24 protein-coding genes and 2 pseudogenes are annotated in these 22,668 nt (G+C 43.4%); 15 read left to right on the forward strand and 11 right to left on the reverse strand.

Annotated elements, in window-relative coordinates:
* Nucleotides 1-324: 324 nt before the first annotated feature.
* Nucleotides 325-1,182: a ribonuclease HI gene (rnhA, locus tag MiSe_RS37740; RefSeq protein WP_226590250.1), complete on the reverse strand. Its 858-nt coding sequence runs from the start codon at nucleotides 1,180-1,182 to the stop codon at nucleotides 325-327.
* Between the two features lie 225 nt (nucleotides 1,183-1,407).
* Nucleotides 1,408-1,533, reverse strand: coding sequence for a hypothetical protein (locus tag MiSe_RS51485; RefSeq protein ID WP_264196803.1), 126 nt, complete (start codon nucleotides 1,531-1,533; stop codon nucleotides 1,408-1,410).
* A gap of 9 nt (nucleotides 1,534-1,542) precedes the next feature.
* Here MiSe_RS51485 and MiSe_RS37745 point away from each other — a divergent pair, with 9 nt between their 5' ends.
* Nucleotides 1,543-1,722, forward strand: a complete 180-nt coding sequence (locus MiSe_RS37745) for a hypothetical protein (protein WP_226590252.1) — start codon at nucleotides 1,543-1,545, stop codon at nucleotides 1,720-1,722.
* Here the strand turns inward: MiSe_RS37745 and MiSe_RS54185 are convergent.
* Nucleotides 1,655-1,879, reverse strand: a pseudogene (locus MiSe_RS54185) (hypothetical protein). The gene MiSe_RS37745 and the pseudogene MiSe_RS54185 sit on opposite strands and share 68 nt — an antisense overlap.
* Before the next feature lie 318 nt (nucleotides 1,880-2,197).
* Complete coding sequence (locus MiSe_RS37750; protein WP_226590254.1) at nucleotides 2,198-4,105, reverse strand: GTPase family protein; 1,908 nt, start codon at nucleotides 4,103-4,105, stop codon at nucleotides 2,198-2,200.
* A gap of 83 nt (nucleotides 4,106-4,188) precedes the next feature.
* On the opposite strand from MiSe_RS37750, the gene MiSe_RS37755 reads away from it, so the two are divergent.
* From MiSe_RS37755 to MiSe_RS37765, 3 genes are read left to right on the forward strand one after another with little or no spacing between them, the layout of a single operon-like run.
* A complete protein-coding gene (locus tag MiSe_RS37755; RefSeq protein WP_226590256.1) occupies nucleotides 4,189-4,641 on the forward strand; it encodes a deaminase domain-containing protein in 453 nt (150 codons plus the stop codon).
* A gap of 14 nt (nucleotides 4,642-4,655) precedes the next feature.
* Entirely contained in the window at nucleotides 4,656-5,582 is a 927-nt protein-coding gene (locus MiSe_RS37760) for a hypothetical protein (RefSeq protein WP_226590258.1), read from the forward strand.
* A 17-nt stretch (nucleotides 5,583-5,599) separates the two neighbouring features.
* Nucleotides 5,600-5,986, forward strand: coding sequence for a hypothetical protein (locus MiSe_RS37765; RefSeq protein WP_226590260.1), 387 nt, complete (start codon nucleotides 5,600-5,602; stop codon nucleotides 5,984-5,986).
* 219 nt (nucleotides 5,987-6,205) lie between these two features.
* On the opposite strand, the gene MiSe_RS37770 is transcribed toward MiSe_RS37765, so the two are convergent.
* Nucleotides 6,206-7,768, reverse strand: a complete 1,563-nt coding sequence (locus MiSe_RS37770; protein WP_226590264.1) for a B12-binding domain-containing radical SAM protein — start codon at nucleotides 7,766-7,768, stop codon at nucleotides 6,206-6,208.
* 99 nt (nucleotides 7,769-7,867) lie between these two features.
* On the opposite strand from MiSe_RS37770, the gene MiSe_RS37775 reads away from it, so the two are divergent.
* On the forward strand, nucleotides 7,868-8,905 hold the full coding sequence (locus MiSe_RS37775) for a molecular chaperone DnaJ (protein ID WP_226590267.1): 1,038 nt from the start codon (nucleotides 7,868-7,870) through the stop codon (nucleotides 8,903-8,905).
* Nucleotides 8,906-9,162: 257 nt separating this feature from the next.
* Here MiSe_RS37775 and MiSe_RS37780 read toward each other — a convergent pair whose 3' ends face one another.
* Nucleotides 9,163-10,371 carry a hypothetical protein gene (locus MiSe_RS37780; protein WP_226590269.1) on the reverse strand — a complete coding sequence of 403 codons (1,209 nt, stop codon included), beginning with the start codon at nucleotides 10,369-10,371 and terminating at the stop codon, nucleotides 9,163-9,165.
* A 152-nt stretch (nucleotides 10,372-10,523) separates the two neighbouring features.
* Here MiSe_RS37780 and MiSe_RS37785 point away from each other — a divergent pair, with 152 nt between their 5' ends.
* From MiSe_RS37785 to MiSe_RS37800, 4 genes and pseudogenes are all read left to right on the forward strand, one after another.
* Nucleotides 10,524-11,375 (forward strand): Rpn family recombination-promoting nuclease/putative transposase, encoded by an 852-nt coding sequence (locus tag MiSe_RS37785; protein ID WP_226590301.1) that lies wholly within the window; start codon nucleotides 10,524-10,526, stop codon nucleotides 11,373-11,375.
* A 123-nt stretch (nucleotides 11,376-11,498) separates the two neighbouring features.
* Nucleotides 11,499-11,648 carry a hypothetical protein gene (locus tag MiSe_RS37790; RefSeq protein WP_226590271.1) on the forward strand — a complete coding sequence of 50 codons (150 nt, stop codon included), beginning with the start codon at nucleotides 11,499-11,501 and terminating at the stop codon, nucleotides 11,646-11,648.
* A 201-nt stretch (nucleotides 11,649-11,849) separates the two neighbouring features.
* A complete protein-coding gene (locus MiSe_RS37795) occupies nucleotides 11,850-12,125 on the forward strand; it encodes a hypothetical protein (protein WP_226590273.1) in 276 nt (91 codons plus the stop codon).
* Between the two features lie 65 nt (nucleotides 12,126-12,190).
* Nucleotides 12,191-12,322 (forward strand): annotated as a pseudogene (locus tag MiSe_RS37800) (Rpn/YhgA-type helix-turn-helix domain-containing protein); the annotation flags it as partial.
* Between the two features lie 56 nt (nucleotides 12,323-12,378).
* Here MiSe_RS37800 and MiSe_RS37805 read toward each other — a convergent pair.
* The 4 genes from MiSe_RS37805 to ilvA all read right to left on the reverse strand — a co-directional run bounded on the left by MiSe_RS37805 (nucleotide 12,379) and on the right by ilvA (nucleotide 16,698).
* Nucleotides 12,379-13,359, reverse strand: coding sequence for a UbiA family prenyltransferase (locus MiSe_RS37805; protein ID WP_226590275.1), 981 nt, complete (start codon nucleotides 13,357-13,359; stop codon nucleotides 12,379-12,381).
* A 2-nt stretch (nucleotides 13,360-13,361) separates the two neighbouring features.
* Nucleotides 13,362-14,144: a hypothetical protein gene (locus tag MiSe_RS37810; RefSeq protein WP_226590277.1), complete on the reverse strand. Its 783-nt coding sequence runs from the start codon at nucleotides 14,142-14,144 to the stop codon at nucleotides 13,362-13,364.
* Nucleotides 14,145-14,517: 373 nt separating this feature from the next.
* On the reverse strand, nucleotides 14,518-15,015 hold the full coding sequence (locus MiSe_RS37815) for a DUF29 domain-containing protein (protein ID WP_226590279.1): 498 nt from the start codon (nucleotides 15,013-15,015) through the stop codon (nucleotides 14,518-14,520).
* A gap of 171 nt (nucleotides 15,016-15,186) precedes the next feature.
* Nucleotides 15,187-16,698 (reverse strand): threonine ammonia-lyase, biosynthetic, encoded by a 1,512-nt coding sequence (gene ilvA, locus MiSe_RS37820; RefSeq protein ID WP_226590281.1) that lies wholly within the window; start codon nucleotides 16,696-16,698, stop codon nucleotides 15,187-15,189.
* 217 nt (nucleotides 16,699-16,915) lie between these two features.
* Between ilvA and MiSe_RS37825 the strand changes: the two genes are divergently transcribed.
* The 6 genes from MiSe_RS37825 to MiSe_RS37850 all read left to right on the forward strand — a co-directional run bounded on the left by MiSe_RS37825 (nucleotide 16,916) and on the right by MiSe_RS37850 (nucleotide 22,521).
* A complete protein-coding gene (locus tag MiSe_RS37825; protein WP_226590284.1) occupies nucleotides 16,916-17,944 on the forward strand; it encodes a ParA family protein in 1,029 nt (342 codons plus the stop codon).
* Between the two features lie 235 nt (nucleotides 17,945-18,179).
* Complete coding sequence (locus tag MiSe_RS37830; protein ID WP_226590286.1) at nucleotides 18,180-19,298, forward strand: AAA family ATPase; 1,119 nt, start codon at nucleotides 18,180-18,182, stop codon at nucleotides 19,296-19,298.
* A complete protein-coding gene (locus tag MiSe_RS37835; RefSeq protein ID WP_226590289.1) occupies nucleotides 19,285-19,845 on the forward strand; it encodes a hypothetical protein in 561 nt (186 codons plus the stop codon). The genes MiSe_RS37830 and MiSe_RS37835 overlap by 14 nt, the downstream gene beginning before the upstream one ends.
* Before the next feature lie 250 nt (nucleotides 19,846-20,095).
* Entirely contained in the window at nucleotides 20,096-20,509 is a 414-nt protein-coding gene (locus tag MiSe_RS37840) for a hypothetical protein (RefSeq protein WP_226590292.1), read from the forward strand.
* 170 nt (nucleotides 20,510-20,679) lie between these two features.
* Nucleotides 20,680-20,910, forward strand: coding sequence for a hypothetical protein (locus tag MiSe_RS37845; protein WP_226590294.1), 231 nt, complete (start codon nucleotides 20,680-20,682; stop codon nucleotides 20,908-20,910).
* Between the two features lie 93 nt (nucleotides 20,911-21,003).
* Entirely contained in the window at nucleotides 21,004-22,521 is a 1,518-nt protein-coding gene (locus tag MiSe_RS37850; protein ID WP_226590296.1) for an FAD-dependent oxidoreductase, read from the forward strand.
* Here MiSe_RS37850 and MiSe_RS37855 read toward each other — a convergent pair.
* A partial coding sequence (locus tag MiSe_RS37855) for a hypothetical protein (RefSeq protein WP_226590299.1) occupies nucleotides 22,473-22,668 on the reverse strand: 196 nt, incomplete at its 5' end. The genes MiSe_RS37850 and MiSe_RS37855 overlap by 49 nt on opposite strands.

Consider the following 22,668-nt stretch of genomic DNA (forward strand, 5'->3'; position numbering starts at 1 on the left):
CCTACCAGCTAATTGCTAATAGTTGGCTGGCTCATGGGAATATTTGACTGCCCTACCAGCTAATTGCTAATAGCTAATGGCTGGCTCATGGGAATATTTGACTGCCCTACCAGCTAATTGCTAATAGCTAATGGCTGGCTCATGGGAATATTTGACTGCCCTACCATTAGCCATTAGCTAATTGCTAATAGTTGGCTAATTGCTCATGGGAATATTTGACTGCCCTACCAGCCAGCTAATTGCTAATAGTTAATGGCTAATTGCTCATGGGAATATTTGACTGCCCTACCATTAGCTATTAGCGATTAGCCATTAGCTATTACGTTAATCCACTCGTTCTAATTGCCAGAGAATTTGGTTACCTTCGCGTCGCACGCGGGATACTACCCAGTTGCGCCACACCCAGTTGTCGCCGCGACTGGTGACGGCGCTGGTGTGGATATCCATTAAGTCGGCTAGTTCGGAACTGGTGATTAGGTAGCCTTTATGAGATATTTCATCGGCGATGCGGAGGGTTTCTACAAGATTGCGGAGTTGGGAAACTCGTACCTCGCCGGATATTTGCCCAGCGGTTTCTGCGGGTGAGAGACTGGTTGAGTCGTTCATAGCCAAGTCCGAGTTGGGCAGGTTAGAGGGTACTCCACTGGATTGTATCGTTTTGCGATGATCTGGGGCTGGTGCTGTTTCTGTTGCCAATAAGTCAGAGATTGGTGACTGTTGGAGTGAAGGGGTTTTTCCCAGGGCGAAGGCGCGGGCGATCGCATCGCATCTTTCGTTCCCCTCGTTGCCTGCATGACCCCGGACATGTTCCCAGTTTACTTGACTCGAATTGAGTTGATCCAAGGTTTCCCACAGGTCTTGGTTGAGGACTGGGTTTCCTGTGGAGGTTTTCCAGCCTTTCTTTTTCCAACCTTTCATCCATTGGGTGATGCCTTTTTTGAGGTATTCGCTATCGGTATAAAGCGTCACAGGTTGGGTTTGTTTGGTGGTGGTTAGGAGTTTTAACGCTGCGATCGCTGCCAGCATTTCCATGCGGTTATTGGTTGTTTGGGCTTCGGCTCCACCCATCTCGTACACCGAGCCATCGGCAAAGTATACCACGACGCCCCAGCCACCAGGGCCGGGGTTGCCGGTACAAGCGCCATCGGTGTAAAGGGAAGAAATTGTACGCGGGGATAACATCAAAGGATTTTGGATTTCAAATTTTAGATTTTAAATTTACTCGCTGCTCAGCTAAAGAATATGTAGATTTTTTTAACGAACTCAGGACTTAGGCAAAGGCGTTGCCAGAAACCCGGTTTCTTCGGGGATAGAAACGGGGTTTCTTGGCGTAAGTCCTGGAACTGCTCGAGTAAGCTCCACGATGCTCCAGGATGCACCACAGCAGATTGAGGATTGGCTAACTGGCTAGCGTTGCGCTTGAAGTTGGGAGGGACTGACGGTGAATGAGCGATTGGCGCATCGCTCCATCTTCACCAAATTGTCTGAATGTTTGTTAACGCCTGAATTCGCAGATCGCGAGGGGCACGGCATCAGTAAGTTTTGTCGCCAGCTCAAAGTTTTTCCGATGCCGTGCCCCTACAATCTGTGTTGCACCCAATTGAAAACTGCTTTAATTCCAATGCAACCGGATGCGATATTACTACTGATGTCATTAAACGATTTCCCTCGGAAAATTACCCCACATTTCTTTCCGCGCCAGGGCAATATCTTCTTCGGTGATGTCTACCTTCAAATCAGCACACAATCCTCTAACGCTGCGTCAGGGAGACTTAGCGATCATTTTTTGATACAAAAATTCCACAAAATCCAATAATTATTGCTGCTTATCTACAGGTAACTGCCGCAACTTTTCTAAGACTGCTTGCTCGATATTCATATATTTTTCCCTCGCTTGAATCGGCAAAATTGCTTTAATATTCGCCACGCTCTCAGTCATACCAAATCCGGAGCGATTACCCCCAATATTATCTTCCCCATCTTTCTTCCTGTCCTTCGTGTCTACCCAACGGGTGCGACTTCGCCTGGTTCGTTAAAAGAGCGGAAATGGTGCGCGGATTTGGTATGGCACATCGCGATGATTCATATCATGTCCAATAGCAAAGGTTGTGTAACTGCTAATAGCTAATCCCTGGCTGCTCTGGAGGCAATTGACAATTAGCAATTAGCAATTAGCAATGAGCAATTGGACATGATATCACTGTACCTTGAGATAATACTCAAATCGCTGCCGCAGTTGTTCAACTGTTAGATTTCCAGTCCAATATTCTACCAGAGCATAACCCAATGCCTTGGCTTCCCGTTCTGGTGAGGTAGAATTATCGAGCAATAAAGGCCACAGCGCCAGCAAGTTAAAATTAATCGGCTGATTATCCGCATTCAATAGGGAGAACAGTTCATACGCCATCTGAAGTTTACCAATGACAACTGGCAATTGTTCGACTGGTATTTTCTGCGCCAGCACATAAGCCAAGCTGGGCGATCCGGTGGAGATGGTGGAGATAAACTGAAGTACGGGACTTTTCAGCAGTGCTGTTAATCCTTGAGTCGTTGCCATCTGGAAACTGTAGCGATCGATAATTTTAGCCGCTGCGATGCTACGTGTTTCTAAGTCGCGCAAAAAGCGAGCCAATCTCAACTGTACGGCGGGGGCGATCGCTTCGATCAATGCCAAGGATAATTCATCCGCATTCCACGCTGTTCTACCCGTTTTGCTATCCTCCGTTACTACAGGCAAAACATTGTCACAATAATCACCCAGTAGTTGGGCGCGATATTCGGTTGCTTCGCGAATCGATATTTCTTTTGGCTTCTCGCCCCATTCCCAATCATAGGGGGGCTGCCATTCGCGGATCGGACGCAGTTTATCTACTTGCGTCACGACTGCGATCGCGGGTAAATCTGCTACTTCTGCCTTGATATCTTTGAGAAAGTCTACATCCATTTGCAGCGCCGGATCTAAGGCAGGATTAACCAGCAGCAGTAAATCGGCGTTTTTTGTATAATCCAGCACTAAATTTCGCAGGTCTTCACGCTTGACTTGTTCGTATCCTGGTGTATCCCAAAGGTTTAGGGTTTCTCCCGTAGAGTTTTCCCAGTGATAGCAGTGAATGTCGGTTGTGCTAGGTAATACATCTACTTCGGCAAGTTCTGACTGAAATAGGGTGTTAATCAGGCTGCTTTTTCCGGCGCCGGTGCGGCCTACTAGGAGAATATTAACGGGTTTTTGCACAACGGCTGCGGCGGGTTGGGCAGAGGCGAGGATGTCTTGTAGCGTTTGAGTTTGAGCTTTGGGTAGGGTGGGTGTGAGGGAGAAGAAGGTAGCGGGTAGGGTAGTACCGCCGTAGAGAGCGATCGCTTGACGCCACAAGTTCCGCAATGCTGCTTCCCGCAACAATTGGCTCAAATTGACAATTAATTGTTGATTTGCTTGGTTACTGAAACGCACAGAAGCGCGTTGAGCTACTGCCGCGACAGGATTTAAGATCCACTGTGCAAAATTCCAGGCGCGCATAAATTTACGCGCCGATGGTTCTAATTTGCGGTAGATTTCATATGCTTGGAAGGCTTGTGCAACGGTAACTTGATTGAGTGCGGGGGATAATTGTTGCATCCACCGATCCATGTCATCTACGGTACCGCGAATTAACCCGTAAGCTTGGGGGACGTAGATGTTGAGCAGGGGATATTTTACTTCTGGATGGTAGATGTTTGCGATGGCGCTGACGAGTTCGGTGCATCGCTGCCAAAAAGTTTGCCAATCTTCCCAAATCGGGCGATCGTTTTGTGCTGCGATCAGGATTTGTTGTAGTGCCGCTTCTACTTGAGTTGTGGCATCGGTTCCCCTGGGCAGTATTGTATCTTTTGTAGTCGATTCCAGTTCTTGATTAACCTCCGCCATTACCGCTTCTATCTGAGCTACGGCGGGTTGAGTCCATCGTACCAACAACCAACGCCAACCGACGAATACAAGCGTGAAAACGCCCCAAATCCAATTAATACCCCATTCGTGGATTTGCATTCCCGCTGCGACTAGCAAGAAACCGATGATAGTTGCGATTGGGAGTGCTAAGACGAACCATTGCCAGATTTTTAAGCGCACCATTTCGGATACCTGGATGAGATTTCTTATACCGCTATTGTCGATCTAACACTGCTCTGATCGCTGCATAATGGAAAATGGGTTCTATGAGGAGCACAATTCTGATCAAGGAGCGTTTGCGGGAAAATGCTACCCAAATTCGAGAGCGATACCTGAAAAAACCCGTCGGTAAAGGGAATGTTGCGATTGCTGAAGTACATCTCCAAAGTGATGTAGTTTTTTGTGTAGGAGGAACATCTAGACAGAGGAGTCCAACTCCTTTACCAAAGCCGAAGTCAGAAGGAGGACAATTTGAGCCAATAATTGACTCCTATGCCAAGCGTCTTATGGATACTGATGCAGAGTATAAAGTATTATCCGCGATTGCAGAAACTCTTGAGACGGCTTACGATCTTCAGGTAGAAGGTAATCTTTATCTTTATAGTGAATTCCAACCCTGCGAAAGCTGTAACAATATAGTGAGGCAGTTTAGAGAAAAATTTCCGCATATAAGGGTAGAAATATTTTGGGACTACCCTTATCCACCCGAATCATTGTAATGGAGGGACTCCTGATGGTATTGACATCAAACCACCCTGTAGATCTGACATCATCCTCGTTACCTACTATACCTGATTCCCTTAAAGTTTTACTGACCAGAATCAGTCAGCAACATTATGAAGAACTCTATGAGCCAGAGGCAGATGGAACAACTCCACTCCCAGAAACATTAAGTGAAATTTTAGAAGCATTTCAAAACAGCGATCGTACACTATGTCACCTTCGTTATATCTGGATGGCGCTGATTTTAGCTCTATTAGTAGAACCAACGCTGGAATACTATCAACCAAGCAATTCATTCCCAAAAAGTACTGTCAATTGGCTGGTGTTATGGCTGCTAAAAAATATTGATAAAATCATCAATGATGAAAGTCAGAATACTAGCTATAGTAAGAGCGATGAATTGCTTAATCAAATTTCAGAAACTAGCGAGCTATCTGCTCGTAAAGATCTAGTAAGTTTTCAGGTACTCAATGAAGCTCTAGATGTTTTTCATAATGCGCTCCGGGTTCTCGATTATGACCAGTCCGTGGAAGCACTTCTAGAGATTTTAGATGATTGCTTGGAAGGTTATGCAGTTTTCCCTGGATCTAAGGGGAGACGTGAGCTATTTGACTGGTGGGTACTAGAGGTTGTGCCAGCAAGTTGGTATTTACTACCTCCCAAATCCTTTTATGTGGTACAAGGTCTGCAAAATAAAGAAGAGGTTAAATTGCGTCAGACTAACTTATTGCAGCAAATTAGCTCGGTAATGTGGTTGCTTCTCCGAGAAAGCTCAAGTAGTAAAATAGAAACAAAATCTCAGAGGCAATATACGCTGTCTGGTATTGCCTATACCAATAAGGTCAAAATGGATAATGAATTGATTAGGGGTGATTTTAACTCAAGCCACAACCTAACTAACCGTGAAAAAAACGAGCGAGTAGTTTGTTCTGCGTAGTTGATTAAATAATGGAGATGAGCAAGCAACAAGATATCAGAGAGGAAATAGCTGCACTCCTAAAGTCTCTCCAAGAAAGAGAATCGATTGGTGCAGAAAAGGAGAGCTATGGGGAGGAATACATTGCTAAACTTAAAACAGCTTGTAGTAACTTCCTCAAGCAGGAGTCTTTTCAAGTTGGACAACTTGTGAAATGGAAAGAAAATCTCAAGAATAGAAAAATACCTTACAAGAATCAACCAGCGATTGTTGTTGCCGTCCTAGACGATCCTATTATCAGCAATGAACAAGAATCTGGTAGCCCCTATTTCCGAGAGTCGCTAGATATTGTATTAGGAGTATTAGTTGATGACAACACTTTTCTAACTTTTTACTACGATAGTAGAAGATTCGAGACTTACTAGATCGGAAATTCCCTGCTGTCAAGTAGCATATCCCCATAGTTTGATATGACGCAGAAAATCCAACAGCGATCGCTATTCGTGCCAGAGGCGATCGCAAGTTCGCCTTTGGTTTTCTTGACGCAGGAAACCTAACATCCGATCGTTCGCTGCATCGAAAGGACGAGCGATCGCACTTAAGTTTAACGACGAGTGTGGGCGATTGCCCTACACGCTCTGGAGTTAGGCGTGCGTAAGTCCTGTAACTAAAACCTCCTGACGTTGAAATTCCGCTAATTGTTTTTCTATTTCATCCCGGACAATTTGACGATATTCAAGAAAATGTTCGTTGTGAGCGCAAACCGTGAGATAATGTTCCCAGACCGCCGGATTATGCCGCAAAATACCCCACAAGTGATGCCAGAATTTCCATCGGGTGTTGCGTTTAAAGCCTTGTCGCCAAATGATAATGCTTAAAGCACGCAAATCGATCCAGCTTGGTAATTTAAAGGGAGTTTTGCATTGAGGTGCGCCTAACTTGAGAAAACAGCGATAAGTCCGATCGAGGAAATTATGCGGGTCATATAATGTCCAAAATGCCTCGATGTATTCCTGGGCAATATCTTCAATCGGACGAGTAGGTACAAAGTTAATTAAAGTACTCTGATTAATATCTTGTTTCCCATTGACTCGCAACCGTCCCTCTTTTTCTAAACGATGCCAGAGGGCAGTATTCGGTAAAGCTTGCAGCATTCCAAACATTGCCGTAGGAATTGCAGCTTGTTCCACAAAGCTAATGATGCGCGAACTAGCTTCTTTTTTCTCCCCATCAAAGCCAATAATAAATCCTGCCATTGGGCGTAAGCCAGATCGAATAATTTTATCGACTGTTTCAGCAAGGGAACTCCGGGTATTTTGGTATTTTTTGGTCAGGTGTAAACTCTCTTCATCTGGGGTTTCTATTCCCAAGAATACCGCATCAAAATTACAGGCAACCATCAATTCCATTAACTCTGAATCTGCGGCTAAATCGACCGATGCTTCAGTATTAAATTGGAAAGGATATTGGTGTTCTGCTTGCCAGATTTTTAATTCCTTCAACAACAACTTTACATTGCGCTTATTGCCAATAAAATTGTCATCTACCATGAAAATACCCCGCCGCCATCCTAATTCATAAAGGCAGTCTAATTCTTTAAGCAGCTGGGCAGGATTTTTAGTTCGAGGTTTGCGACCATAGAGAACAATAATGTCACAAAATTCACATTGAAACGGACATCCCCGCGAGAATTGAACCGACATTGAGTCATAAGCATCCAATTCCAATAAATCATAACGAGGAATCGGCGTTTCAGTCACATCGGGTTTTTCAGCAGTGCGAAATATCCCGCTTTTTTCTCCTTTTTGTAATGCTTGTACAAACATTGGTAGGGTAATTTCTCCTTCATCTAAGATGAGAAAATCTGCTCCTGCGGCTTCAATTTCATCAGGAACAGAAGTCGGATATGGCCCGCCGACAGCCACTAATTTATGCCGCCGTTTTGCCTCCCGAATTTGCTCTAGTAAATCTTGTTTTTGAACGATCATTGCTGAGAGGATGACAATATCTGCCCAGTCCCACTCTTCTTCGGTCACAGGGCGAATATTGCGGTCTACCAGTTTAAATTCCCAGGTTTGCGGTAAGATAGCCGCCACAGTGATTAATCCTAAAGGCGGTAACAAGACTTGCCGATCGACTAATTCTAGAATTTTGTTATAAGACCAAAAAGTTGGTGGAAAAACGGGATATATTAGTAAGGTTCGCACGGTTTGATACTCCTGAGCGACATTTTCATGGGTATTGGACTTGATTGTAACCGTTTTGCGTTACAGAATCCGATTCAGTAATTTAACCTTACCTTCGCCATGCCTAAAAAAGCCACATCTCCATCCCCCGCCACGCCGCCAACTACATCCCTGGCGCTGTCGGATCTGCATATCCGTCTCGCAGCTTTAGAAAAAGAACACCAAAGCTTACTGAAAAAGATTAAGCGGAAACGAACCGAGTTGAAGAACTTTGTGGAACAGATGCGATCGCTGGCAACAGAAATCTTTCATCGCGCCACCCCCAGTTTCCGAAAAATGACCGAACTCGACCAAGAAATTCATGCTTTATTCAAAGATATTCTGAACGATAGCAAATTTAGCAAAAAAAATCGCAAAAAGATTGAAAGCCTTTACAAGAATCTTCAGTATGCCGGAGTTATCAGTCCCAAACTCGATGACGAACCGGAAGATACAGAACTCGACGAACTTTTTGAAGCCGATAATTCCACTCCTCCCCACGAACACCGCCAGCAACAACAAGCAAAACGGGAGTTAGAAAATGGTTTTGCTACCAGAAGTGATGAATCGAGAAAGATTCGCCAGACATTTTTGCGATTAGCAGAAATCTTTCACCCGGACATGGTGACAGATCCCGAAACGCAGATGCGCCATACGGAAATAATGAAAGAAATTAATAAAGCATATCAAGAAGGAGATTTAGCGCGACTGTTAGAAATAGAACAGCAACATCAAGCCGGAGAATCAATTGATAACAATAGTGAAGATGAGGTGACGCGAAAATGCAACGGCATAGAACAACAAAATCAAATACTAAAAAAACAATATGATAACTTAAAACGGGAACTGCGCCTGGTGAAAAAGACCCCAGAAGGGGCAATGGTTTCGGATTGTAAAAGAGTCAATAAACAAGGAATTGAGCCAATAGAACAGATATTAGAAGAACTGGGAAATCAAATACACATTGTTTCGCAGATTCGCGACTTTGTCCGAGCTTTTCACCAGCAAAAAATATCGATAAAAGAATTTATTGATGGGCCAGAAGTGTTGAATCGGAGGCAGCAAGACACGCTAGAAGATCTATATGATGAAATGTTTGGAGATTTCGATGAGTTCTGATAGAGAAATCCGGTTTTTATAACAATATCATCGCCAATTTTCTGAAACGCCTACACCCTTAAGGGTGTGGCTACACAAGCAAAGCCCGCCTGCGCGGGCTGGAATTATTCAAGGCTGCGTAGGCAGCCTTTGGCCCGCAAGCCAAGGGCTGGAATTCTTACTGGCTGCGTAGGCAGCCTTTGTTTGTGTAGCGATACCCTTAAGGGTGTCGGATGCAAGGCAAAGGTATTGTTCAAAAAACCGGGTTTCTTTTGGGATTACAACTGCAACACCCCAAAGACTTGCGGGTTTTCGACGCTAGAAATCCGAATTAAATCTCCTGTTTTTATAGCATTCTTAGGCGTCCACTCATAAACCCCATCGCTAGCCGTGCGATCGCGAATAGTTTGAATCAGTTTATTCCCTTCATACAACTCAATCTTGACATCACCTTCAAGATTATCTCTCCACAAAATCAGATAAGGCTTATTTGCTTCCACTTGTACTTTACCAATTGGTTGGCTAACCAGAATGTGCGGTGAATCTGGCTTGGTATTTCTATTTCTAAATCCTAAATAATGGGGCAACTTGGCAGAGACAGAACCACTTGATTGAGGCAACATAATATTCCCTAATTTGAAATTGAATATATATGTTGAAGTTCCGCCATCAATTGTAATAATATCTCCTTTCACTCCTAAGTCGCGCAATAAATTAGCCGCTTCATCCAATGTGGATCGATTAACTGTTATAATTGCCAGGGATTCATCGCCATTAGTATCATCTTTATTCAGCGTACCAATGACGTGATATCTATTGATTGGATTGTTAGCTAATACTTTAGCTGGATGGTCGCTGTACAGGTAAGTAACAACTGCATTTTGTACTTCACTGTCACTCAAAGGCTTGCCTGTTTCTGGATGGTAATCTGTAATGTATACTTCCCTTTCATTCCATACCAAAGCTTTTAGGCGCACATTTTGATAAAATTCGTTTTTTGGTTGCTTAATAGGGCCGTAAGGACTATTTCCCGCAGTTACAACTTGACCGTTAATTTTGACGGGGAAAGATAGCTGCGTACTCGATTGATATTGTTCAAAAAAAGAACAGTTGATCGCCGAGAAAACTGATGCATCGTAAAGTTTTTTATATTCTTCGGCTACTTCGGAAAACAAACGCATTTTAAAAAAAGGGCTATAGTATTGGTTTTCTCCTTGATAATATGCTCCCTGACCAATACCCATTTTATCTACTTCTCCAATTATTTGGTCTATTTGCATCTTTCCCACGTCAATAATTTGCAAATAGGCTGCGTTTCCGTTCGCTAATTGTTTTTTGTATAATCCCGCACCATCTCTAACTTCAATGGGTTGGAAAGAAATATCTATACCAGAAGATTGTCCGAAAACAAACCGATTAAATTTTACAATAAAAATAGCGGTAAAAATCAGCAATAAAATCGGCAATATTTTTTTGATCGCGTTCATAAATTTTATTTACATCGTGTTGGCAAATCGCTCATACCAAAAAAGCCAGTGCGATCGCTTATCACTACATAATACAAGAATTGGCTGCACTCGATCCAGGCATCAGTATAATGGAGGTAGTGGCTCTCCCGTAGTTGAGGCGAGCGTAAAATATTATGTTTATTAACCCTAAAACCGATTACGCCTTCAAAAAAATTTTTGGTTCCTCGGAAAGCAAAGATATTCTCATTAGCTTTCTCAACGCCATGATTTATGAGGGCAATCCTACAATCGAAGACTTAGAAATTATTAACCCTAATCTGCCACCAAGAATTGTCGGTTTAAAAGATACTTATTTGGATGTGAAAGCAAAACTCAAGGATGGTACGCTGGTCATCATTGAAATGCAGGTGTTAAACGTACAGTCTTTCGGGAAGCAGGTTTTGTACAATGCTGCCAAAACTTATGCTTTTCAATTACAAGCAGGCGAAGGTTACCGAATGCTCAAACCTGTAATCGCTTTAACGATCGCTGATTTTGAGATGTTTGAAGATAGCGATCGCTTGATTTCTCGCTTCGTTTACAAAGAAGAAAGCACCAACTTAAAATATTCTGACAACGAGATTGACTTAGTGTTTGTGGAATTGCCAAAATTCACCAAACAAGAGCATCAACTGGAAACGTTAACTGATAAGTGGATTTATTTCATAAAATATGCGCGATCGCTGACTTCAGTTCCGGAAACAATAGACCAGATTCCGGAAATTCATCGAGCTTTTGAAATTGCTAACCAAGCAAATTTAACAAGGGAAGAACTAGAAGATTTGGAACGACGAGAAATGTTTATTTACGACCAACAAGGAGCGATTATTAAAGCTGCTCAAGAAGGACGAGAAGAAGGAATGCGAGAAAAAGCGATCGCCATTGCAAGACAATTGCTAGATCGACTCGATGATGAAACGATTAGTCAAACTACAGGACTTAGTTTAGAAGAAGTTCGGAGATTGCGATCGCAAGGTTCATAACTGACGCGAACGGCTCCCGTTCGCTGCGAAATCGCGCTGCATAGTAGAGCAGTATAATACAAGCAGTCACGTTCCAAGTTAACTTGCTATCGTTAAAATAGACGCATAGTAGGAAGCTAACCCATGACACTAACAGAATTACTCCCGATGATTCAACAATTGTCTGCGCTCGATAAACGAGAGTTGATCCGCATTTTAATCGCAGAAGAAGATATCAGTGAAGATATTTTTCCATTGGAACCATACAAGATTTACTACCTACCGACTCCCTAGGATGCTTTTGGTGCTGGTGCAGTCTTGATGGAGGCAATGAAGCTGGCTGACAACAATGGAAACTGAGTTGTTATGCGATTCAAATACTCTACAACCGATCCATCTCAAAATGAGTTTGACAGCTTACCGCGCATTCCCCTGATTCTGCACCACAATAACCAAAGAGTCTAAGTTGTTGGGTTGGTAGATAGTGGTGCAACCGTGAATGTGCTGCCTTATCAAGTGGGAATTCAGCTTGGCTTAGTTTGGGATGACAGCAAAGCCATTATTCGACTGGCAGGCAACCTTGGTAATCGACCAGCAATGCCAGTATCTTTTATGGCTGAGATAGGAGAGTTTACTCCTTTAAGATTAGCATTTGCCTGGGTCAAAAGTGACAGCGTATCATTGATTCTCGGACAGACAAATTTCTTCTTAGAATTTGACGTTCACTTTTATCGTTCTCGGCTTGAGTTTGAGATCGAACCGAAGCGTTAATCCCAACTAGAATGGAATCGCTTCGGTGGTGTGGGGCTAGAGAGCGATACCAAAAAGCCCAGTGCGAAGAAGGACGAGAAGAAGGAATGCGACAAAAAGCAATCGCGATTGCAAGACAATTACTAGATCGACTTGATGATGAAACGATTAGTCAAACTACAGGACTTAGCTTGTCAGAAGTTCGGAGATTGCGATAAGTGCTGACGCACAGGCTAACGCCAACGCTAAGTTCGTAACTTCCGCCAAGAAACTTTCACCCCTTGTAACCAATAATAGATTGGTCGGGATGGCGCAAAAAATCAATGAAGTTGATCAGGTAAATTGCCGTGAGTGCGAGGCTGAATATTAGTTGCATCATCCAGTCGGCATCATAGCTGGCAAGGGTTAATACACCTAGAAGTGTAGTTAGTATGCCATTGCCCATCTTAGCGGCGACACCAATAGATAACTGTTCATCTCGACGACTACTGACGCGGTAAAGCCGATAGAGCATTGCGATCGCACCCATCACATACAATTGTAAAAGTGCTGCTAGCCACCACCGATTTGCTAACGTCACAATCAGCAAAATATCCCCACTGCATATGGCGAGTAAGCTGACCAAGCATGTGGCAGGCTTACCATATTTCAACAGAAATGTTGGTTTACCATAGGTGGCATCGCCTTCGCGATCGCGAAAATCTTTCAGAATAATCCTACCTGTAAATAGTAGATACAAAGCTGCCATCAGAGGCAAATCAGATGCTTTAATTGTATCTCCAACGATTGCTACACCTAGCCAGTAGGGAATACCCACATACGCCACTGCTAAAGTCAATGGTGCTAGAAAGGTTCGGTAGGAAAACTGAATTGGTGGCAAAGAATAGAGGACACCGATCGCGATCGATAGCACGATAATACCCGCTGCCATTGGGTTAATGGGAAGCAGCAACGCAATAGCTAAAACACTCGCTACGCTAAATAGTTTCCACAATTGTCCAACATCAGCCGCACCCGTAACGAGCGGACGACTTGGATCGTTGGGAAGATTGATGGCATCGATATTGCGATCGGCAATATCGTTGACGCTCGTCGCGCAGACATAACTCGATGCTAAAGCTATTATCGCTGCAATTATCGCGCCGTTGATGGTGGTCAAGCGTTGATGCCAAGCTGCCCCCAACAACATAAATAGAACCATCATCACAGCAACGCGATAGCGCAACAGTCGCCAATACAGAATTAGAAGTTTCATGATTACTTAGGCGAATAAGTCCGAAGTGGCCAAATACTGAACAATGTCAGGAGGAAAATCAACCACATTGCATGATAAAGGGCAATTAAAATGCAACCCAACCAGAAGAAATTGGCAAGCAGAGTAGCCTGCCCCAACTCAAACGCCCGCTTTTCCACTTGGTCAAACGTTGTAGCTGCCAAGATCGCCGCCAGCACAAGAGCGACTATAATGACGAAGCCGATGGATGTTGCGAAGATCCCTAGATAATCCAAGCCTGCCACCACAAACAGCACAAATCCAAGAAAAATCGTAACAATGGAAATGAAAACAACAGCGAAGATAGATAGCGCCACGCGCAGCGCAGATGATTGTGCACGTAATTCCCCATTCGACCATTGCAATCGCCGCTTGAAGATCTGGTAAATCACCTTAAAGACAACCAGATACAACAAGAGTATTGCCACACCAATAAAAGGGAACAAAAACAAGGCATTATTGGAGATTTGGATTTGGTAGAGCGCGGCGGGCGCCAACCACAGCTTAACCGCCGCAATCAGGGCGTTATAGCCTGTTGCTAGTACGATAGTTGTCTTGCCAAACCCCATGCCCAAGCGATCGATGTAACCGAAGAGAATAGCCGTCAAAAGAATGATTGCCATTCCAACTACAAAGAAGACGGCAAAGTTGGGTGTTTCGGAACCTGCAAACAGGTATGGGACAAATGCCGCGATCGCACTACCAGACAAACCGAATAACACTAGCGCAGTTGTTAGTGTCGAAAGGTTTTTAACAGTTTTAGACATAAGCAAACCTTTGTTGTAGAGGTAGTTTGGAGCCTCTCCCTACGAGGTGGGAGCGCTGAGAAAAAATCCTTTATCTTTAACAAGTGATAGCTACTTTACCTCTGTGTGAAAATACAAGTAATTGGAATAGGTGCCACTTGTCTTTCCTACACACTTCAAGGACAGCCAAAAACCTGAAAACATTAGCTCGGATGTCGTTAGAATATGTGCCACTTTCTATTCCGTCACACCTCAAAGAGATTCTAGGTTGTGGCGAGGAAGTACGGAATTTGCGATAAGTGCGTTAGCCTGTGCTAACGCCAACGCTTGGTTCGTAACTTATGTTGAAGAGAGCGATCGCTAAAATCATCTATCTTGAAGAGAGCGATCGCTATTATTCCATCACATCATCTGTTGCAGGTTCGCCTGGATAAAAACTATCCATCAAAATTTCTTCTAACGTATAAGGGCAATTTTCTGGAAAGGTTTTTCGCGGCAGGTTTGTTTCTCCCGCAGCTAATGCCATTCCTTTCGTATAGGCTATTTGAAGAGCTTCTTGTAAATAGGGTTTAAGACTCGGATTTTCTTTGAGTAACTCGACTACATCAATGCGCTGTATCCGAATTGTATTAAACCAACTGCGACTTCGTTTCGATACTTGATAATTCCATTTAAGCAAATGCCCAATCAAAATACTCAAGCGATTTCTTAATTCGGCGCGTTGTTGTTTTCCTAATGATTCAATCTCCTCGATTAAATTAGGAAGATCGAGTTGACTCCATCGCTGATGTTTGAGGAGTTTTGCTTGTTCCTGCGTCCAGGCATAGAAGTCAGTCTCATAAAGACTTTGTATTAAGCTTCCCGGCGTCTGTCCGGTTTGTGGTGTTTGCATAAAAAAGTCAAAACCTGGCGTTCTTTCCTTAATTCTAAAACATTGGTTAAGAATTTTGGGATGGGCAGGCGATTCCCTACGGGATAGCTGCGCTTCACGCGCCGTCAAATCCACGCCAGCTTTTGATAGCGAGAGCTTTACGGAAGGGAGGCATATCGCTCCCCTTCTCCCCTATCCCAAAAACAATTTATACGCCGGATTATTACTTTCATCCCAATACTGATAACCCAACGTATCTAAAAATGCCTGCCACTGTTGCATCTCATCGGGAGGCACTTGTATCCCCACCACAATTCGTCCGTAATCTGCGCCATTATTTCGATAGTGAAATACACTAATATTCCAGTTAGGACTCATCGAACCGACAAACTTCATCAACGCACCCGGACGTTCGGGAAATTCAAAACGATAGAACAATTCGTGATGTGCGAGAGGAGAACGCCCGCCCACCATATGCCGCAAGTGTAATTTAGTTAATTCGTCATCGGTTAAATCTAGAGTTTTGAACCCGCAAGTTTCAAAAGTTTCCGCCAATTTTGTCGCATCGCTGCGGTTTTGAATTTGCACGCCGATAAAAATATGTGCCTCTTTTTCATCCGCAATGCGATAGCTAAATTCGGTCAAGTTGCGTTTGCCCAAACAATCGCAAAACTGACGCAAACTGCCCGGTTCTTCGGGAATCGTGACGGCATAAATAGCCTCGCGGCGTTCCCCTAATTCTGCTCGTTCGGCAACAAAACGCAAGCGATCGAAGTTCATATTTGCACCGCAAGCAACGGCGACTAATGTTTCTCCCTGAATTTGCTCTCGTTCTACATAAGCTTTAGCCCCAGCAATAGCCAACGCCCCCGCAGGTTCCACAATCGAGCGGGTATCTTCAAATACATCTTTAATTGCCGCACAAGTATCGTCGGTATCAACGCGAATAATTTCATCGACATATTGCTGACACAAGCGGAAAGTTTCTTCCCCAACTTCGCGCACCGCGACGCCATCGGCAAATAATCCAACTTGAGATAAACGCACTCGTTTACCTGCTTTGAGCGATTGATACATGGCATCGGCATCGACAGGTTCAACGCCAATTATCTTGATTTCCGGACGCAATCTTTTGACGTATGCCCCGATTCCAGAAATCAATCCGCCGCCGCCAATTGCCACAAAAATTGCATGAATTGGTTTCTGATATTGCCGCAGAATTTCCATGCCAATTGTTCCCTGTCCGGCAATCACATCGGGGTCATCAAACGGGTGAATAAATGTCAAGCCTTTTTCTGCTTCCAATTGACGCGCATAAGCATAAGCATCATCGTAAGTATCTCCATGCAAGACAACTTCTCCCCCGCGTGCCTTGACTGCATTAATCTTGACTTGGGGTGTAGTTACAGGCATGACAATAATTGCTTGCGTGCCAAGCTGACGCGCACCCAGGGCGACACCTTGGGCATGATTTCCCGCAGAGGCAGCTATAACGCCTTGTGCGAGCAAATCTGGGGGCAATTGCGCCATTTTGTTGTACGCACCCCGCAGCTTGAAGGAAAAGACAGACTGCATGTCCTCGCGCTTCAGCAGGAGTTGATTATTCAGTCGCGTAGAGAGATTTGGCGCGTATTCTAGGGGTGATTCTTGAGCAACATCGTAGACGCGGGCGGTGAGGATTTGAACTAGGTAGTCGCAAAGCATGGGTTAAAGGGGTGCAATGGCGGATGCACAATTATTTTACGTTATTTGTGTTCCTGTTCTGTAGAAACAGTTGGTTATTGCTTTGCTAATATGTCGGATCTGGCAAGCTTCAGCACATCCTAAAATTTTAGATTATTATTTATGTATAATAGGTTTGTGATACCTGAGTACAACCTACCGTGTACCTAGACCCTTTTGTACTGAAGAGCAATAAGTAATGAAAATAATATCTATTTTTAACAATAAGGGCGGTGTTGGAAAAACCACTATTGCCTGGAATTTGGCAGATGCTATGGCACGAAAAGGAAAGCGTGTACTAATGGTTGATTTTGACCCCCAGTGCAATTTGTCTTTGGCAGTTCTAGGAACTGAACCCTTTACTAAAAAATTACCTACTCAGAATGTACCGTATGGAACTACAATCCGTGCTTATCTACAAAGATTCTTACAAAATACAGGCGAATTTCAGTTTTTCAGTCACAGAGGGCTTCACACAGACCCCAATGCAGAGATTGTTGCTGGCGACTTCTGGTTAAATGTTTATTCTGAATCACTAAATGTTGGTTCTGACCTGCTTACAGGTACTGGTATAGCCAAGTATATGGTGTTGCGAGACATGATCGATTTTGCGAATAAAAGAGAAGGCTTGAAGCCATATGATTATGCTTTTATAGACCTGCCTCCATCCTTTGGTGCTTTGGTTCGAGCAGCACTTTATTCCTCAGACTATTTTATTGTTCCTTGTACGTCTGACACTTTCAGCGCCTACTGTGTTGGACTAATAGGAGAGATGCTTCCCGGTTTCTTTCAAGATTGGGAAAGCGGTTTCAAAAGATTTAAGTCAGCTAATCCTTATTTAAATAAGTATGACCAGTTAGGCTCTCCAAAGTTTGCTGGTTGGATTTTTAACGGGTTTGATACTCGCAAAGGTGAATTTGTCAAGGCAGATCAAGTTCACTATGATAAAATATCCGATGCCATTAAAAATGACCTTGTTCTAAAGCTAGGAAATAATGTGTGTCACCAACTTCCCAAAAATTACTTAATAGGACAGACAGAAGATATGAATGTGTTGGTTCAAAATAGTATTTGGCAAAACGTTCCCGTATCTGTTTTAGATAAATTCCGTCCAATAAAAACATTGCAAGGTTCGGGTAATTGGTCTCCTAATCAAGAAGAATTAATTTTTGTACTAAGAGATAGATTTAGAGAAATAGCTGACAATATAATCAAGTATTGTATTTAAAGCTGAATAAAGCAAGCTAATACATAATATATTGATAAAGCATAGCAAGTCTAAATCAGTTGTAAAATTAACTTGCTTATTTGCCTGATGCTTGATGTTTGTAAAAAGCATTGGCATGGTAACTCTTGAGTTGTGAAGTTGGTTTTTCAAGTTTGTTTGATTTGTATGATTCATTGGGAATTGCTATAGTTGCTACATGTGAGATTTATTTGAAGCTCGAATCTGAAACAATCTTATGCTGAAACGGATATATATTGATAATTTTCGCTGTTTGGTAAATTTTGAACTTGATGTTGACGCGATAAATCTGTTTTTAGGTTCTAACGGATCGGGTAAATCGACTGTTTTTGAAGTATTGCAGAAAATCCAGGCATTTGTGAGCGGCGACAGTAAGGTAGAGGGAATTTTCAAATCTGCCGATTTGACGCGCTGGCAAACTTCACAAATTCAACGTTTCGAGTTAGAGATCGTAGGAAATGGCGGCAGCTACAAATACGAATTAGGGATTGGTTATAATCGAGATAAATGTCGTGTTGAGTATGAGCGTCTGTGGTTTGATAACCAGCCTTTACTGAAATTTGAGTTAGGCGAAGTTCAACTTTATCGAGACAATTATTCAGAAGGGTCACAATACTCGTTTGACTGGTCGCAATCCATGCTCCCTTCATTGATGCCAAGAAGTGACAATACTAAGTTAACTTGGTTTAGAGAAAAGATGGCACGATTTATTATCGTGCGAATTATTCCCAGTTTGATGATTGATGAGAGTAACCAGGAAGAAATGCGTTTGACGAGTCAGATGGAAAATTATGTTTCTTGGTATCGCTATCTTTCGGAAGATCAAGGCAAAGTCGCTGAAATTGGAAATATTTTAAAAGATGTTTTGGATGGTTTTACAAACTTTAAGTTTGAACGAGTAAGCGAACAGAGTTTGGTATTAAAGCTACGGTTTTCAGCAGGGGGAAATAGCAGCAGACCAATTGAATATCGTTTGGGAGAATTGTCCGACGGGCAAAAAACGTTAGTTGCTTTGTACGCGCTGCTTCATGGGACAAAATCTGAAGACTATACCTTGTGCATTGATGAACCTGAAAACTTCTTAGCCTTGCCAGAAATTCAACCTTGGCTGATTCAGCTTTATGACCTTTGTAGCGAAAGAAAGCTGCAAGCATTACTGATTTCTCACCATCCTGAGTTAATTAACTACCTTTTGGCTTCACCGATAGGCTATTGGTTTGAGCGTCAAAGTAACGCTCCTGTCAGAGTCAAACGCATTAGTAGTGAAGTAGGTGAAAATTCTGGATTACCCGTTTCAGAACTAATTGCACGGGGATGGTTGAATGAGTCAGCGTAGAGTGCAGATAGTCGTCCTCTGTGAGGATAGACAGCAGGAGGTTTTTGCCCGTTATTTTCTCAAAAAGCGAGGTTTTCAAGGTTTAATCCGAGCTAAAATTTGCCCGCCTGGTAGCCAATCTGGAGAACAGTATGTACGCACTCAATATCCGGTGGAAGTAAGAGCATATCGCCAGAATAAAAACCGCGTATCGATTGGATTAGTCGTGTTGATTGATGCAGATACAACAACTTTACAGGAACGACTGAATCAGTTAGCTAGCGCCTTGAGTGAAGATTCCCAAGAAAATCGTCAATCAGATGAAGCGATCGCTATCTTTGTTCCCAAGCGGAATATTGAGACTTGGATACACTATTTACAAGGAGAACTTGTGAATGAGGAAGATACCTATGCAAAATTTCAGAATGATGAAGCTATTTGCAAAACCGATGTTGAGAATCTAGCAGATCGATGCCGTTCTCAAAGCTTACCAGAAGATGCGCCACCATCACTTCAAGCAGCTTGTGGTGAGTTACAGCGGCTATTACCGCTATTAGAACAAGACTGATTGAAATTGATATTAGGCTAGCGATCGCTCACACCCACAAACCAACGCGCGGATACCTACACCACGCTGCGCGTGAAGCGTTCGCTCTCGCGGCGCGGATGCGCTTAGCTACCCTTCTCAATATCCATCAATGGTTCGATCTGGCGATGCAGCCAGCGTTTATAAATATAACTTTTGTTAGAGGAAGCGGCGACTTTTTACAGTTAATCTGAGATTTGTATGACTCAAAAAGAACAAAAGGAGCATGGTGATGAAAAATTTAATGGATAGCGCGATATGCCTCCGGCACGCTTGCGCGATCGCATTTGTCAAAAATCTTCAGGTCAAGCGTTTCGTGGCGGTTTTCCTCGTCGTTGGTATGCTATTTTTAGCCAATGTTAACCCGGTTTCAGCAAATACTAACTCTGGAAACGAAACCGAATCATCAAGATTTATCGAACGGATGGAGAAGGCTGATGCTAAATCCGAAAGACCAAAAACAACCGGAGAATTTCTGGACGAAGCTCGTGGAGATGTTCCCCTAAACGAACGAATTAATAATATTACGCGGGACTCGGCAGAGGCATTTAAGCAGTTTGGTAAGCTTTATACCACAGGCGCTGAGGAAACCGCTCGTACCCTGAAAGACAATGTCGAACAGGCAACTGAGAACGTTTTGAAGTAAGAGCGCAAATGGTATTCTGACAAATAATAAAGTCAGAAACTCCAATTGAGTCTCTAAATTCAACCCGACAGCCCCAGCCCGCGACTAGGGTTTGAGCTGCGGGTTGTTTCAATAGTCATAACGACAGCTCGAGGGTTGGTAACGACAACTTCAGCCGTCATAACGACAGCTTGAGCGTTGGTAACGACAACTTCAGCCGTCATAACGACAGCTTGAACGTTGGTAACGACAACTTCAGCAGTCATAACGACAGCTTGAGCGTTGGTAACGACAACTTCAGCAGTCATAACGACAGCTTGAGCGTTGGTAACGACAACTTTAACGTTGCTTATGATTGCTTGAGCGTTGGCAAGAATTTGCCTTCGCTACTTTACGCTCAAGCCGAGCTACTAGAGATTTAATAGCGTTGTGCAAAGCCTTGCTAGTTAAACCTTCGCATATTATGCTAAAAAAATTCGGTCAACCATTTGCCACAAGATCGAATTTGATCGTATATGCCAGAGCATCAATCAAGCTTTCATCCGCCTACAGACCAAGATATTGTCTCTTCTTATACCGGCATCTACGATGTTGCGATCGTTGGTGCTGGATCTATCGGCTTAGCAACTGCCATTGGCTTACGCCAGCGAGGGATTGAAAATTTTATTGTTATCGATCGAACTCGTGGTTTTCGTCAGGTTGGTCAGGTGTTGGATCTTCTTCCCAATGGATTAAAAGCTCTCAAATATTTAGATTTTAAAGCCTATGAAGAAGTTAAGAAAACTGCTTTTGGCTTCTTGAATTTTAATCGGGACAATAATGAGGATAAAACTATCGGAACACCAGGAGAAGAAAAACCTCGCAAGACTTCACCAGAATGGGTGCAAAAAAATATTCGTGGGCAGCGGATTAGGTCAATTCCTCTTCGTTATGATGATTGGTTTAAAGATTATGGCGAGGGGCGCGTTTCAATTCCTTGGTACGATTTGCAGACTGGACTCAGACAGCAACTTCCCCAAGATCGAGTTAAAGCAAATCACTGTTGTATCAACGTTGCAGATGAGCCGGAAGCTGGATGTGTTCGGGTAGATTTTGTATCCGATATAGCGAGAGAAATAAACCCTTATGCCTATTGGGCAAATGACACCCAGCCTCAAAATTTAGAGACTGCTCCTCAAGTTTCCGAAATAAAATCAATCCGAGCCAAGCTAGTAGTTGCAGCGGACGGAATCAATTCTACAATTCGTCGGGTGCTTTACGCTGATAGCTCATACAGTGCTTTTGCACAACCTGAATACTCCGGATTTGCAGCAATATCTTGCAGGGATATCCCAGAAATCCCAAACCAATTGCGGACAGAAGTGGTGGAAAAATTCTTTGAAGATTCACCGATTGTGACGATAGTTAATGATGAAACAGGCAGCGATTCAGTTGGTTATGACCCAAGAATGATGTTATTCGGCAGACTAAGGGGTCAACTTGGGTACATCATACACCTGCCTTTGCCTTTAGTTTTGTTAGAGGGTAAGTCAGAAAGTTGCTTAATTGATTTAGCTTTACAAGAAATGGAAAAGGCAGGCTTTCCCGATTCACTCAAGCAATTAGTGCGTCTATCTCCTCCTGCCAATATGCAACAGCGTCCGTACTATATTCACCGGGCTACTATTTCTGATTCTAGAGAACCTGTGGAAATTCGACCCGCCTGGAGTGCAGGGCGAATTGTATTAGTTGGTGATGCGGCACATGGGATGCCTCCTTTTATGGCTCAAGGGGTTAATCAAGGATTTGAAGATGCCCTAACAATAGCAACGCTGATTGCTAATATTGCTGAGAAAAATCATTGGGATGAGGCGCAAATTATAGCCAAAGCTTTTGAAAAATACGAGCATCTTCGCCGTCCGTTGATGGATTATATCCAACAGGCAACATTGACGCGGTTTCCCCATTCGTCAGATCAAGCGTTGCAGGAATACAACCAACGGGTTTATTCCCGCCTTACGGGCGACGATCCTATCACCAAAGTTTCTGCGTAAGCTTCAACGTTGGTAACGACAGCTTCAACGTTGGTAACGACAGCTTCAACGTTGGTAACGACAGCTTCAACGTTGGTAACGACAGCTTCAACGTTGGTAACGACAGCTTCAACGTTGGTAACGACAGCTTCAACGTTGGTAACGACA

Origin of the sequence: Microseira wollei NIES-4236, assembly GCF_020521235.1 — a bacterium.
Lineage (GTDB): Bacteria > Cyanobacteriota > Cyanobacteriia > Cyanobacteriales > Aerosakkonemataceae > Microseira > Microseira wollei.